The sequence below is a fragment of the uncultured Sphingomonas sp. genome (genome assembly GCF_934560975.1).
Taxonomy (GTDB): Bacteria; Pseudomonadota; Alphaproteobacteria; order Sphingomonadales; family Sphingomonadaceae; genus Sphingomonas_I.
The window spans coordinates 1-14398 of the sequence record NZ_CAKTFO010000029.1 but is presented as its reverse complement, the minus strand read 5'-3'; the positions used below and the strand labels follow the sequence as shown (position 1 = coordinate 14398).

The following is a 14398-nucleotide window of genomic DNA, read 5'->3' as shown; positions in this document are numbered from 1 at the left end:
CATTAGAGAGGGCGGGCAGCCGCATCAAGCGTAGCGGAAGCGACGGCCCCGACTTGGCGCGGACGCGGCCGCTTGCTACCCGGCCCGGTCGAGGGGAGCCGCACGTGCGCATGTTGATCGCCGGTAACTGGAAGATGAACGGCGGCGTCGCGTTGCTGGACGAGCTGGCGGCGATCGCGGCCAAGGCGGCCGACACGCCGCAGGTGGACGTGGCGATCTTTCCGCCATTCACCCTGATCGCGCCGGCGGTGGCGCAGGCGGGCACGGTGATCATCGGCGGGCAGGATTGCCACCAGGTGGCGGCGGGCGCCTATACCGGCTCCACCTCCGCCTCCATGCTGGTCGATGCCGGCGCGACGCAGGTGCTGTGCGGCCATAGCGAGCGGCGGGCAGGCTTCGGCGAAACCAACCAGATGGTGCGGGCCAAGGCGGAGACGGCGCTGGCTGCCGGGCTCCACGTCGTCATCTGCGTCGGGGAAAATCGCGCGGATCGCGACAATCGCCGCGCGGGCCATGTGGTCGGCGCGCAGCTGGACGGATCAGTCCCGCCCAGCGGCACCGCCGAGACCATGGTGGTCGCCTATGAACCTGCGTGGGCGATCGGCTCCGGCCGCACGCCGACGGCGGCGGAAATCAGCGGGATGCACGACCTGATCCGCGCCAAGCTGATCCAGATCCTGGGCGAGGATGGGGCGTGCGTCCGCATCCTCTATGGTGGTTCGGTCAGTCCGGCCAATGCGGCGGAGATCCTGGGCATCCCCGACGTGGACGGCGCGCTGGTCGGTGGAGCCAGCCTGACGGCGGCGGATTTTGTACCGATCATCACCGCTGCCGCGAACGTCTCGCAATAGTCGTTTTCGCGTGACCCTATGCGGTCTCGGGCGTTAGGGCCGCAACGACACCCACCCCTGAGTTTCCGGAGGAACCATGGCGTTCGAGCTTCCCCCGCTTCCGTTCGACAAGTCGGCGTTGGAGCCGCACATGTCGGCCGAAACCTTTGACTATCACCACGGCAAGCACCACCAGGCCTATGTCACCAAGGTGAATGGCTGGATCGAGGAAAAGGGCCTGGCCGGCCTGAAGCTGACCGAGGTGGTCAGGAAGGCGACCGAGACCAGCGATCGCGGCCTGTTCAACAATGCCGGTCAGATCTGGAACCACACCTTCTTCTGGCAGTGCCTGGCGCCGGCCGGATCGACCAGGCCGTCGCAGCAGCTGCAGGGCCTGATCGACAGCGGCTACGGCTCGATGGAGACGTTCCTGCAGAAGCTGGCCGAGGAAAGCGTCAACCATTTCGCCAGCGGCTGGGGCTGGCTGGTGCTGGAAGGCGACAAGCTCAAGATCACCTCCTTCCACGACGGCGACAGTCCGATCGCACATGGCGTGACCCCGCTGTTCACGCTCGATGTGTGGGAACATGCCTATTACATCGACTATCGCAACGCGCGGCCGAAGTTCGTGGAGACGATCCTGGCCAATTGCGTGAACTGGGATTTCGTGTCGCAGAACCTGGACGGCCAGGGCGCGGCGCGCGCCGACCAGGAACAGTAAGCGACGGTTCGTTTACCGACTTTACATAAAGTTGCGGGCAGAAGCGGATCATGTTCGCTTCTGCCCCCTTGAATGAAACGGCCACCCTGCCGGGGCATGATGCCGAAGCCGGGGCACGGGCCGTGTGGCGCGCGCTGGACAGCGCGTCGCTGGTCGCCTTCTTCGACCTGGAAGGGCGGCTGACCTCCGCCAACCAGAATTTCCTCAGTCTGTTCGGCTATGGCGCCGACGAGTTGCGCGGGCAGATGCACCGGGTGCTGTGCAGTCCGGAGGACGTGCGCGACGCCCGCTACGAACAGACGTGGCAGACGCTGTGCCGGAGCGAGCATGAGAGCGGCGAATATCGCCGCCTCGCCCGCGACGGGCGGGAGATCTGGATTGAAGGGACCTATGCGCCCTTGCAGGACGATGCCGGCGCCATGACCGGCCTGGTGCTGATGGGCGTCGATATCACGGAGCGCAAGTCGCGCGCGGCGGCGGATGCCAGCATGGTGCGGGCGATCGACCGGTCGCAGCTGATCGTCGAATTCGCGCTCGACGGCACCGTGCTGCACGCCAACGACAATTTCCTGCGCGCGACCGGCTACACGCCGGCGGAAGTCACCGGGCGGCATCACCGCATCTTCTGCGATCCCGACCTGATCGCCAGCGGCGAGTATCGCGCGATGTGGGAGCGGCTGGGTCGCGGCGAGTTCGACCGGGGCGAATATCGCCGCTTCGGCAAGGACGGGCAGCCGCTTTGGGTGCAGGCCACCTACAATCCCGTGCTGGACCCGGTGGGACGGCCGATCAAGGTGGTGAAGATCGCCATCGACGTTACCGACCAGCGCGAGCGCGCGCTGGCGGCGATCGCGCGGCAGCAGCAGCTGACCGAAGAGATCGAGCAGCGGCGCGGCCGGCTGGAAACCATGCTGGCCGAGGTGCGGGAGATTGTCGGCTGGATCAACGGCATCGCCGATCAGACCAACCTCTTGGCGCTGAACGCGACGATCGAGGCGGCGCGGGCGGGCGATGCCGGGCGCGGCTTCGCGGTGGTGGCGCAGGAGGTGAAGCGGCTGGCGAGCGACACGCAGGCCGCCACCGTCAAGGCATCGGCTCTGCTGTCGGCCTGATCGCCGGCCGCCTCACTCCTCCGGCGGCAGCTTGACCTTGTCCGGCGCGTCCGCCGCCAGGCCGTGGCGCATCAGCATCGGAATATTGGCGGCCGCGAACAGCATCGTCGCCGGCATCGACCCCCATAATTTGTAGCCGAGCCAGAATTCGGTGGAGGCATTGCGCCACACCAGCTCGTTGGCGATCGCCAGCAGCAGAAAGAAGCCCGCCCAGTTGCGGGTCAGCAGCCGCCAGCCTTCGGCGGTGAGGCCGGGATAGGCCTGGCCCAGCACCATCTGCAGCGTGGGGCGGCGGGTGGCGAGGCCCCAGAACAGGATGGCGGCGACCGTCACGTAGTAGACGGTCGGCTTCACCTTGATGATCCAGTCCTGGTGCAGCCAGATGGTGAGGCCGCCGAGCAGCAGCACCATGATCGCGGAAAAGACCTGGATCGGGGATACCTTGCCGAACCGCACCAGCGAGAACAGCATCGCCGCGGCGGTCACGCCCATGAACAAGGCGGTGGACAGGAAGATGTCGTGCCCGCTGAGCGAATAGGCCGCGAAATAGAAAGCGAGCGGCCCGAGGTCGAGGGCGAGGCGCATGGCGATGCCCGGCTCCGCCGTGTTGCGGGCGCTCATCGCGTCTTCTCCGGGGCGAGCCGCTCGATCCCGGCAATGGCGCGCGCCACCTCGCGCGGGTCGAAGGGGCGGAAATCGTCGATCGTCTCGCCGACGCCGATGGCGTGGATCGGCAGGCCATATTTGTCCGCCGCCGCCACCAGCACGCCGCCGCGCGCGGTGCCGTCCAGCTTGGTCATGACCAGGCCGGTGACTCCAGCCGTTTCCTTGAACACTTCGATCTGACTGAGGCCGTTCTGGCCGGTGGTGGCGTCCAGCACCAGCACCACGTCATGCGGGGCGGCCGGGTTGAGGCGGCCGAGCACGCGGCGGATCTTGGCGAGTTCGTCCATCAGCCCGGACTTGTTCTGCAGCCGCCCGGCCGTGTCGACGATCAGCACGTCGATGCCCTCGGCCGTGCCGCGCTTGACGCCTTCATAGACCAGCCCGGCCGCGTCGCCGCCTTCATTGCCGCTGATGATCGGCACGCCGATCCGGTCGGCCCACACCTTGAGCTGGCCGATGGCGGCGGCGCGGAACGTGTCGCCCGCCACCAGCATCACCGAATAATCCTGCTCGGTCAGCAGGTGCGCCAGCTTGGCGATGGTGGTTGTCTTGCCCGATCCGTTGACGCCGATCACCAGGATCACCTGCGGCCGGGGGAAAGCCTCGATCTCCAGCGGCTTGGCGACGGGCGCCAGGATCGCCGTCACCTCCTCCGCCACGATCTCGCGCAGGCGGGCTTCGGTCAGGCCGGTGGCGAAGCGTTCGCCGGTCAGGCGGGCGCGGACGCGGGCGGCGGTGGCCGGCCCCAGGTCCGACGCGATCAAGGCCTCCTCGATCTGGTCCAGCGTCGCGTCGTCCAGCGCCGCCTTGCCGAACAGGCCGGACAGGTTCTCGCCCAGCCGATCGGATGTGCGGCGGAACCCGCCCAGCAGCCGGTCATGCCATGCCGTGCTCATGCCGCCACTCCGATCAGGGTTTCGCCGTCCACGCCGGTGATCCGCACCGGCAGGATGCGATTCGCCGCCCCACCCGCCACCGCGACCCGCGCGAAATTGCCGGCGTGACCATGGACGCCATCATTTTCCACCAACACCTGCGCCACCGTTCCGATCTGCTCCTTCAGCCACCCGGCCTTTGCGGCGGCACATGCCCCGCGCAGCCGGGCGGCGCGCGCCTTGATTGCCGAATGCGCGACCTGCGGCATCCGCGCCGCCGGCGTGCCCGTGCGCGGCGAATAAGGGAAGATGTGGCCGAAGACGATGGCGCAATCGTCCACCAGGCCCAGCGTATCGGCGAACATCGCCTCGTCCTCGGTCGGGAAGCCCGCAATCAGGTCCGCGCCGATGGCGATCTCCGGCCGCGCCGCCTTAAGCCGGGCGACCAGATCGACCGCGTCGGCGCGGGCGTGACGGCGCTTCATCCGCTTGAGGATCAGGTCATGGCCGGCCTGGAGCGAGAGGTGGACGTGCGGCATCAGCCGCGCCTCGCCGGTCAGCAGCGCGAACAGGCGGTCGTCCACCTCGCACGGGTCGAGCGAGGAGAGGCGCAGCCGGGCGAGCGCGGGCACATGGGTCAGGATGCGTTCGACCAGCCGGCCGAGCGTGGGGCTGCCCGGCAGGTCCGCGCCATAAGCGGTCAGGTCGACGCCGGTCAGCACCACCTCCCGCGCGCCGCCGTCCACCGCCGCGCGCACCTCGTCGATCACGCCGCCGGCGGGCAGCGACCGGCTCGCCCCCCGGCCATAGGGGATGATGCAGAAGGTGCAGCGATGGTCGCAGCCATTCTGCACCGGCAGGAAAAAACGGGCATGCTCGCCCCGGCGCGGCGGTGGGGCCGGGGCGGCGACGGTTCGTTGGTCAATAACCGACGCGAGAGAGATGGGCTCCTGCCTTCGCGGGGGCGACGGGTGATGGGCGGGCAGGGACGACGGATAGTGCGTCGGATCGAGCTTGGCGGTGTTGGACACCACGCCCGTCACCTCCGGCATGGCGCGGAACGTGTCGGGTTCGATCTGCGCCGCGCAGCCGGTGACGACGATGCGCGCGTCCGGGCGGTCGCGCCGGGCACGGCGGATCGCCTGGCGGGCGGTCTTGACCGCCTCCGCCGTGACCGCGCAACTGTTGATCACCACGAGATCGTCGCCCGCGCCCGCCAGCATCGCAGCGATCCGTTCGCTTTCGGCAATGTTGAGGCGGCAGCCATGGGTGATGACCTCCACCCGGCTCACAGGTCGGTGGCCTCGCCGGTGAAGACATGGGTGGCGGGGCCGGCCATGGTGATATTGCCGCCGGGCGTCCAGTCGATCAGCAACTCGCCCCCTGGCAGCGCCACCGTGACCGGCGTTTCCACCAGCCCGGCGCGGATCGCCGCCACCGCCGTCGCGCAGGCGCCGGTGCCGCAGGCGCGGGTCAGGCCGGCGCCGCGCTCCCACACCCGCAGCAGCAGGCGGTCGCGCGCCTCCACCGTCGCCACGTTGACGTTGACGCGCTCGGGAAACAGCGGGTCATGCTCGATCAGCGGACCCAGTCGTTCGAGGTCGACGCCGCGGTTGTTGTCGACGAAGAAGATGACGTGCGGATTGCCGACATTGACGGCGGCGGGACTGGTCAGCCCTTCCCACCCGACCGGCATGGTGCGGGTGTCCATCGGGTAAGCGAGCGGGATCGCGTCCCAGTCGAAGCGGGGCTGGCCCATGTCCACCGTCGCCAGCACGCCGTCCATCGCCAGGCGCAGGATGCCGCCGCCGGTTTCCAGCGTCGCGGCCTTGCCCAGCAGCAGGGCCACGGCACGGGATGCATTGCCGCACGCGCCGACCTCGCTGCCGTCGGGGTTCCAGATGCGCATGCGGGCGTCGGCCACCTCGGACGGCTCGACCAGGATCAGCTGGTCGCAACCGATCCCCTCGCGCCGGTCGGCAATGGCGCGGGCGCGGGCGGGCGTGATCGCCACCGCGCTTTCCCGCGCGTCGATCACCACGAAATCGTTGCCGAGGCCGTGCATCTTGTGGAAGCGGAAGGACATGGCTCGCGATCTAGGGACCGGCACGGCGCGAGTCCATCATCGTGCCGTGCGCCGCAGCATGTGTGCCCCCGGCCCGGCCGCTCAGCAGCCCCGCAGGTGCAGGATGTGGCGCACGGCCAGCACATAGCCGTGCACGCCCAGGCCGGTAATCATGCCCGTCGCCGCCGCCGTCATCAGGCTGTTCGCACGCCATGCCTCGTCGCGGCGATGGATGTTGCTGATATGCACCTCCACGATCGGGCAGTCGCACATCTTGAGCGCGTCCAAAGTGGGATAGCCGGCATAGCTGAAGGCGGCTGGATTGATGACGATCCCGACCGCGCCGGTCCGTGCCTGGTGCAGCCAGCCGATCATCTCATGCTCGGCATTGGTCTGGTGGAAGCGCAGGTCCACGCCGGCGGCATCCGTCTCGGCGCGGCACAGCGCCTCCACGTCGGCCAAAGTGGTGGTGCCGTATATATCGGGCTCGCGCTGGCCGAGCAGGTCGAGATTGGGGCCGTTGAGGACGAACAGGCTTGCCATGCGAAGCTCCTTCGCGACGCGCATGGCCGCAAAGCGTCTGCGCCACAAGATCATCGTGGAGGCCGCCGCCCCGGCAACATTCTTGCCGAGAGTGGTTGACCGGGCCCGTGTCGCGGTGCAGCACTTCGGCTCATGAACGCCATCCCCCCGGTCGCCCATGATCCCGACATCCGCTTTCTGGGAAAGCTGCTGGGGGACGTGATCCGGGCCTATGGCGGCGACGCGCTGTTCCGGCGGATCGAATATATCCGCTCCTCCGCCGTCGATCGCGCGCGCGGCATCGGGGTGGATGTCGATCCCGGACTGGATGCGCTCAGCCTGGACGACATGCTGGCCTTCACGCGCGGCTTCATGCTGTTCTCCATGCTCGCCAACCTGGCGGAGGACCGGCAGGGCGTGGCGGCGGAGCCGGGCGCGGACGTGGGCGCGGCGATCGAGGCATTGCGCGGGCAGGGGGTGGACGATGCCGCCATCTCCGAGCTGCTCGACCATGGCCTGATCGTGCCGGTGCTGACCGCGCACCCGACCGAGGTGCGACGCAAGTCGATGATCGACCATCGCAACCATATCGCGGCGTTGATGGCGTTGCGCGACACGGGCGCGGAGGAAACGCCGGACGGCGACCTGATCGAACAGGCGATCTACCGCCAGATCGCCTTGCTGTGGCAGACGCGGCCGCTGCGGCGCGAGCGGCTATATGTCGCGGACGAGGTCGATACGGCCCTGTCCTACCTGCGCGACGTGTTCCTGCCGGTGCTGCCGGCCCTGTATGCGCGGTGGGAGCGGGTGCTGGGCCGCCGCCCCAAAAGCTTCCTGCAGGCGGGCAGCTGGATCGGCGGCGACCGCGACGGCAACCCCAACGTCGATGCCGATTCGCTCCGCCTCGCCACCTCGCGCGCGGCGGAGGCGGCGTTGGGCCATTATCTCGACCTGCTGCATGCGCTGGGCGGCGAATTGTCGATCTCCAACGAACTCGCCCCGGTGACGCCGGAGGTGATGACGCTGGCGGCGACCGCGCATGACGATTCGCCCGCGCGCGGCGACGAACCCTATCGCCGTGCGATCACCGGCATCTATGCGCGCCTCGCCGCCACCTATGCGCGGATCGTCGGCCGCGCCCCGCCGCGCCCGGCCAGCGTGAAGGCCGATCCCTATCCGGATGCCAAGGCGTTGCGCGCGGACCTCGCCATGCTGGCCCATGCCCTGGCGGAAAGCGGGCAGGGGGCCCTGTCTTCCGGCGGCGCGCTCGGCCGGCTGATCCGGGCGGTGGAGACGTTCGGCTTCCACCTCGCCACCCTCGACCTGCGCCAGAATGCGGACGTGCACGAGCGGGTCGTCGCCGACCTGCTGCGGGTCGCGGATGCGGAAGCGGACTATCTGGCGCTGGACGAAGGCGCGCGGGTGGCGCTGCTCCGCCGCGAACTCGCCAGCTGCCGACCGCTCGCCAGCGCCTATGCCGCCTATGCGGACGAGACCGTGTCCGAACTGGCGATCGTGCGCGCCGCCGCCGACGCCCACAAGACGCTCGGACCCCGCGCGATCACCACCTACATCATCTCCAAGGCGGCGACCGTGTCCGACCTGCTGGAGGTGATGATCCTGCTGAAGGAAGCGGGGCTTTATCGCCCCGGCACGCCACCTGCTTGCGACATCATGGTCGTGCCGCTGTTCGAGACGATCGAGGATCTGGAACGGGGGCCGGACGTAATGCGCGACTATTTCGCGCTGCCGGAGATTGCGGCGCTGACCCAGGCGCGCGGCCATCAGGAGGTGATGGTCGGCTATTCGGACAGCAACAAGGATGGCGGCTACCTGACATCGGTCTGGAGCCTGCATCAGGCGGGCCGCGCGCTGAAGCCGGTGTTCGAGCAGGCGGGCGCGGCGATGCAGCTGTTCCACGGGCGCGGCGGCGCGGTCGGGCGCGGCGGCGGATCGTCGTTCGCCGCGATCCGGGCGCAGCCGCAGGGCACGGTGCAGGGGCGGATCCGCATCACCGAACAGGGGGAGGTGATCGCCGCCAAGTTCGGCACGCGCGACGCCGCGATCGTCAATCTGGAAGCGACCACCGCCGCCACCCTGCTCGCCAGCCTGAGCCCGGACGAGGCGCAGCCCGGCGACCACGACCGCTTCCTGGAAGCGATGACCACGCTGTCGGGCAGCGCCTTTCGCGCCTATCGCGGGCTGGTCTACGACACGGACGGCTTCCGCACCTTCTTCCGCCAGTTCACGCCCATCGCCGAAATCGCCACGCTGAAGATCGGGTCGCGCCCGGCCAGCCGCACCAAGTCCGACCGGATCGAGGATCTGCGCGCAATTCCGTGGGTGTTCAGCTGGGCGCAGGCGCGGGTGATGCTGCCCGGCTGGTATGGCGTGGGCCAGGCATTGGCGGAATACCCCGACAAGGGTCTGATCCGCGCCATGGCGGAGGAATGGCCCTTCTTCCAGGCGACGCTCGGCAATCTGGAAATGGTGCTGGCGAAGTCGGACATGGGTCTGGCCGAACGCTATCTGGCGCTGGTCGAGGACCAAGCGGCGGGCGCCGCCATCTTCGGCCGGATCCGCGACGGCTGGCAGCAGGCGTGCGAGGGGCTGCTGGCCGCGACTGGCCAGTCGCGCCTGCTGGAGCGGACGCCCCAGCTCGACGCATCGGTGCGGCTGCGCCTGCCCTATATCGAGCCGCTCAACCTGCTTCAGGTCGAACTGATCAAACGGTGGCGCGGCGGGGAGCAGGACGACCGGGTGCGCGAAGGCATCCAGTTGTCGATCAACGCCATCGCCACGGCGCTCCGTAACAGCGGTTAAGGGATCTTGGCGATCAGCGGGTATTTTAGACGCGGCGGCTGGTTAACGCTTGCGGTTCAGGCGCTTGGCGGGCATCGCCTGAACAAGCGGACGGCCTCCCTGCCTCGTCCCCGACCGGAGTGGACGCGAATGGCGAGACCCCTGGCTATGCTCGTGCTGGCGGCGTCGCTGCTGCTTGCGGCGTGCCAGAAGGAGAAAAAAGCTCCGCCGCCGCCGCCGACCGTGCAGGTCGCCGCCCCGTTGCAGCGGCGGATCGTCGACTGGGACGATTATGTCGGCCGGTTCGTGTCGATCGACGCGGTCGAGATCCGGCCCCGGGTCAGCGGCTATCTGGACCGGATCGCGTTCCGCGACGGGCAGCAGGTGCGCAAGGGCGAGTTGCTGTTCGTGATCGACCCGCGCCCCTACCAGGCGGTGCTGAACCAGGCGCGCGCGCAGACCGCCCGCGCCGGCGCGACGCTGGCCAATGCGGAGGTCGAATTGCGCCGCGCGCGTGCCCTGTTCGAGGCGCGCGCCGGCAGCCAGCAGGAATTGACCGCGCGCGAAGCCGCCGCGTTGCAGGCCCGCGCCGATCTGGCCGCCGCGCAGGCGAGCGAGCGGTCCGCCGCCCTGAACGTGGAATTCACCCGCATCCGCGCGCCCTTGTCGGGCCGGGTGTCGGACCGGCGGGTGGCGACCGGCAACCTCGTCACCGCCGACCAGACGGTGCTGACTACCCTGGTCAACGACAATCCGATCCGCTTCGCCTTTGAAGCGTCGGAGGCGCTGTTCCTGAAGCGGCAGCGCGAACGCGGGCGGATGCATGCCCTGGGCGATCCGGTCGACATTCGCCTGCAGGACGAAACCGACTATCGCTGGCACGGCAAGCTGGAGTTCGTCGACAATGCGCTGGACGTGAATTCCGGCGTGATCCGGGGCCGCGCGGTGCTGCCCAACCCCAATCGCCTGCTGACGCCCGGCATGTTCGGCCATATGCGCCTGCCGGGCTCCGCGCCCTATACCGGCCTGCTGCTGCCGGACGAAGTGGTCGCGACCGACCAGAACCGGCAGACGGTGCTGGTGATCGGCCGCGACGGCGTGGTGCGGCTGAAGGCGGTGGAGACGGGCCCGCTGGTCGATGGCCTGCGCGTGATCCGCAGCGGCCTGTCGCCGCAGGACCGGGTGGTGATCGGCGGCATGGGCAAGGCCAAGCCGGGCGCCAAGGTGAAGACCAGGCCGGGACGGATCAGGCCACGGGAAGCCGCGCCCGCGCCGGCCTATCAATCGCCCACGCCCAGTTCCGCCACCATCGCGTCCTGATCGCCGGCCATGCGGATCAGCCACTTCTTCATCGAACGGCCGATCTTCGCGGCGGTGGTCGCGATCGCGATCGTGCTGCTGGGGGCGATCGCCTATCCGTTGCTGCCGGTGGCGCAATATCCGGAGATCGTGCCGCCCACGGTGACGGTCACCGCCAATTATCCCGGCGCGTCGGCGGAAACCCTCGCCTCCACCGTCGCCCAGCCGATCGAGGAACAGATCAATGGTGTCGAGGACATGCTCTACATGTCCTCGCAATCCACCGGCGACGGCCGGATGCAGATCACCATCACCTTCGCGCTCGGCACCGACCTCGACAAGGCGCAGGTGCTGGTCCAGAATCGCGTGGCGGTGGCGGAACCGCGCCTGCCCGAACAGGTGCGCGCGACCGGCGTGATCGTGCGCAAAAGCTCGCCCGATTTCCTGCTGGCGATCCACTTCACCTCGCCCGACAGGTCGCTCGACCGCCAGTATATCGGCAATTACGTCACCCTGAACGTACGCGACCAGATCCTGCGGATCGAAGGCGTGGGCGACGTGGCGGTGCGCGGAGACCGCGATTTCGCGATCCGCATCTGGATCGATCCCGACAAGGCGGCGGCGCGCAACCTGAATGCGGAGGACATCACCACCGCCGTCCAGAACGCCAACGTCCAGGTGGCGGCGGGCGCGCTCAACGCCGAACCGGTGCAGCAGGGCGGCGGCGGGTTCCAGCTCAACGTGCAGGCGCAGGGCCGCCTGACCACGCCCGACCAGTTCGCCGATGTCATCATCAAGCGCGACGCGGACGGGCGCGTCACCCGCGTGCGCGACGTGGCGCGGGTGGAGCTGGGCGCGCAGCAATATACGACCGGCGCCTATCTGAATCAGGATGATGCGGTGCTGCTGGCGGTGCTGCAATTGCCCGGCGGCAATGCGTTGCAGACGTCGGAAGCGATCCAGAAGCGGCTCGACGAACTGCGCAAGACCTTTCCGCCCGGGCTGAAGGCGCAGATCGTCTACAACCCCACCCAATATATCGCCGACACCCTGGGCGAGGTGCGCAAGACCCTGTTCGAGGCGCTGGCGCTGGTGGTGGTGGTGGTGATCCTGTTCCTGCAAAGCTGGCGCGCGGCGGTGGTGCCGCTGCTGGCGATCCCGATCAGCCTGGTCGGCACGTTCGCCATGATGAAGGCGGCGGGGTTCAGCCTCAACAACCTGTCCATGTTCGGGCTGGTGCTGGCGATCGGCATCGTGGTCGACGACGCCATTGTCGTGATCGAGAATATCTCCCGCCGGATCGAGGAGGGGGAGGATCCCCGCACCGCCGCGCACAACACGATGGACGAAGTGGGCGGCGCGCTGATCGGCATCGCTCTGGTGCTGTGCGCGGTGTTCGTACCGGCGTCGCTGATCAGCGGCATCAGCGGGCAATTCTACAAGCAGTTCGCGCTGACCATCACCACCGCGACCCTGATCTCGCTGCTCGTCTCGCTGACCCTGTCGCCGTCCATCGCCGCCCTGCTGATGCGGCCGCACGATCCCGACACCAAGCCGGAGGACGCGCCGCGCTGGCGGCGGCCGTTCCGCAAGGGCGCGGACTGGTTCAACCGCGGGTTCGAATGGCTGGGCGATCGTTATGGCCGGATCACGGGCCGGCTGGTGCGCGTCCTCCTCATCATGTTCCTGGCCTATGGCGCGTTGCTGGTGGTGACGGGGTGGCGGATGGTAGCGACGCCGACCGGGTTCATCCCCGATCAGGACCAGGGCAGCCTGATCGTGTCGGCGCGCCTGCCCGAAGGCGCGTCCTTGTCGCGCACGACGGCGCTGGGCAAGGAATTGGCGCGCGTGCTGAAGGCCGCGCCCGGCGTGCGGGCGGTCAGCGTCTCGACCGGCGTCGACGCCACCAGCTCGACCAGCGCGTCCAACGCCATCCAGATCTTCGTGGTGCTGCAATCGTTCGAGGAACGGCATGAGCATGATTTGACGCTGGACGGGATCATCGCCGATCTGGAACGGCGGACCGGCGATGTGGCGGCGGCGGACATCCGCGTGATCCGCCCGCCGCCCGTGCGCGGCATCGGCACCGCCGGCGGTTTCAAGCTGGTGATCGAGGATCGGGAAAAGCGCGGCTATCCCGCCCTGAACGATGCGGCGAACAAGCTGCTGGCGGCGGCCAACAAGGGCGGCGACGACGCGGTGATCAGCCGCGCCTTCACCACCTTCAACACCGACACGCCGCGCATCGACGCCGATATCGACCGGCAGAAGGCGCAATTGCTGGGCGTGCAGGACGGGCAGATCTTCTCCGCTTTGCAGACCTATCTGGCGTCGTCCTACATCAACGACTTCAACTATCTCGGCCGGACCTATCAGGTGCGGGCACAGGCCGACTGGCCGTTCCGCCAGCGCGAGGCCGACCTGGGTAATCTGCGCACCCGCACGCAGAGCGGGGGGATGGCGCCGCTGGGATCGTTCGTGACGCTGAAGCGGTCGACCGGCCCCTATCGCGCGCCGCATTACAACCTTTATCCGGCGGCCGAGGTGCAGGGATCGGCGGGCGAAGGCCGCTCCACCGGCGAGGCGCTGGATGCGATGGAGAAACTGGCGCGGGAAAACCTGCCGTCCGGCTTCGGCTATGAATGGACGGAGATCGCCTACCAGCAGCAGCAGGCGGGCAGCACCGGCTACCTCGTGTTCGGCATGGCGGTGGTGTTCGCGTTCCTGGTGCTGGCGGCGCTGTACGAAAGCGTGACCCTGCCGATCGCGGTGCTGCTGATCGTGCCGATGTGCCTGCTGGCGGCGGTGCTGGGCGTGAACCTGCGCGGGCTGGACAACAATATCCTGACGCAGGTCGGGCTGATCGTGCTGGTCGGGCTGGCCGCCAAGAATGCGATCCTGATCGTGGAATTCGCCAAGCAGGACGAGGACAATGGCCAGTCGAGCGAGGATGCGGCCGTCACCGCCGCGCGCACCCGCCTGCGCCCGATCCTGATGACCAGCCTGGCGTTCATCCTGGGCGTGATCCCGCTCGCCTTCGCCAGCGGCGCGGGCGCGGAGATGCGGCAGGCGCTGGGCACGGCGGTGTTCTTCGGCATGATCGGGGTGACCATCTTCGGCCTGGCCTTCACGCCGGCTTTCTATGTCGCGTCGCGAAAGTTGTCGGGCGGGATGGAGCGGTTCCGCGCGCGGTTCCGGCACACGCCCAAGGAGGCGACGGAGTGAGGCGGCCGCCGCTGGCCGCCGCCGCCGCACTGGCTCTGCCGCTGGCGCTTGCCGGGTGCGCGGTCGGCCCGAACTATCATCGGCCCGCCCCGGTGCCGCTCGCGACGCAACCCTTCGCCACCACCACCCCCGCGACCGATCCGGGGCCGACGCTGCCGCCGCGCTGGTGGTCGCTCTATGCCGACCCCGCGCTCGACGTGCTGGTGGAGGAGGCGCTGGCGCATAATAGCGACCTGCGCGTCGCCGCCGCCAATCTGGAGCTGGCACAGGCGGTGCTGGGT

At 68.7% G+C, this 14398-nt stretch carries 11 protein-coding genes and 1 pseudogene; 7 read left to right on the top strand and 5 right to left on the bottom strand.

The window, feature by feature from the left end:
- The first annotated feature begins 110 nt into the window (after positions 1-110).
- From tpiA to Q0D93_RS13670, 3 genes are all read left to right on the top strand, one after another.
- Positions 111-851, top strand: a complete 741-nt coding sequence (gene tpiA / locus Q0D93_RS13680; protein WP_294395352.1) for a triose-phosphate isomerase — start codon at positions 111-113, stop codon at positions 849-851.
- Positions 852-927: 76 nt separating this feature from the next.
- Positions 928-1551, top strand: a complete 624-nt coding sequence (locus Q0D93_RS13675; protein ID WP_294395324.1) for a superoxide dismutase — start codon at positions 928-930, stop codon at positions 1549-1551.
- Positions 1552-1601: 50 nt separating this feature from the next.
- The gene (locus Q0D93_RS13670; RefSeq protein WP_294395322.1) at positions 1602-2663 is read left to right on the top strand and encodes a PAS domain-containing methyl-accepting chemotaxis protein; all 1062 of its coding nucleotides are present in this window, start codon (positions 1602-1604) and stop codon (positions 2661-2663) included.
- A gap of 12 nt (positions 2664-2675) precedes the next feature.
- On the opposite strand, the gene Q0D93_RS13665 is transcribed toward Q0D93_RS13670, so the two are convergent.
- The 5 genes from Q0D93_RS13665 to Q0D93_RS13645 all read right to left on the bottom strand — a co-directional run bounded on the left by Q0D93_RS13665 (position 2676) and on the right by Q0D93_RS13645 (position 6812).
- Positions 2676-3284, bottom strand: a complete 609-nt coding sequence (locus Q0D93_RS13665) for an inner membrane-spanning protein YciB (protein ID WP_294395320.1) — start codon at positions 3282-3284, stop codon at positions 2676-2678.
- On the bottom strand, positions 3281-4225 hold the full coding sequence (gene ftsY, locus Q0D93_RS13660) for a signal recognition particle-docking protein FtsY (RefSeq protein WP_294395318.1): 945 nt from the start codon (positions 4223-4225) through the stop codon (positions 3281-3283). Before ftsY ends, Q0D93_RS13665 begins: the two co-directional genes overlap by 4 nt.
- A complete protein-coding gene (mtaB, locus tag Q0D93_RS13655; RefSeq protein WP_294395316.1) occupies positions 4222-5496 on the bottom strand; it encodes a tRNA (N(6)-L-threonylcarbamoyladenosine(37)-C(2))-methylthiotransferase MtaB in 1275 nt (424 codons plus the stop codon). The genes ftsY and mtaB overlap by 4 nt, the downstream gene beginning before the upstream one ends.
- Positions 5493-6290 (bottom strand): diaminopimelate epimerase, encoded by a 798-nt coding sequence (gene dapF, locus Q0D93_RS13650; RefSeq protein WP_294395314.1) that lies wholly within the window; start codon positions 6288-6290, stop codon positions 5493-5495. The genes mtaB and dapF overlap by 4 nt, the downstream gene beginning before the upstream one ends.
- A gap of 81 nt (positions 6291-6371) precedes the next feature.
- Positions 6372-6812 (bottom strand): type II 3-dehydroquinate dehydratase, encoded by a 441-nt coding sequence (locus Q0D93_RS13645; RefSeq protein ID WP_294395312.1) that lies wholly within the window; start codon positions 6810-6812, stop codon positions 6372-6374.
- 132 nt (positions 6813-6944) lie between these two features.
- Here Q0D93_RS13645 and ppc point away from each other — a divergent pair, with 132 nt between their 5' ends.
- The 4 genes and pseudogenes from ppc to Q0D93_RS13625 all read left to right on the top strand — a co-directional run.
- Positions 6945-9614, top strand: a complete 2670-nt coding sequence (ppc, locus tag Q0D93_RS13640; RefSeq protein ID WP_294395310.1) for a phosphoenolpyruvate carboxylase — start codon at positions 6945-6947, stop codon at positions 9612-9614.
- Between the two features lie 129 nt (positions 9615-9743).
- Positions 9744-10913: an efflux RND transporter periplasmic adaptor subunit gene (locus Q0D93_RS13635; RefSeq protein WP_294395308.1), complete on the top strand. Its 1170-nt coding sequence runs from the start codon at positions 9744-9746 to the stop codon at positions 10911-10913.
- 9 nt (positions 10914-10922) lie between these two features.
- The gene (locus Q0D93_RS13630) at positions 10923-14117 is read left to right on the top strand and encodes a multidrug efflux RND transporter permease subunit (RefSeq protein WP_294395306.1); all 3195 of its coding nucleotides are present in this window, start codon (positions 10923-10925) and stop codon (positions 14115-14117) included.
- Positions 14114-14398, top strand: a pseudogene (locus Q0D93_RS13625) (TolC family protein); the annotation flags it as partial. The gene Q0D93_RS13630 and the pseudogene Q0D93_RS13625, both read left to right, overlap by 4 nt.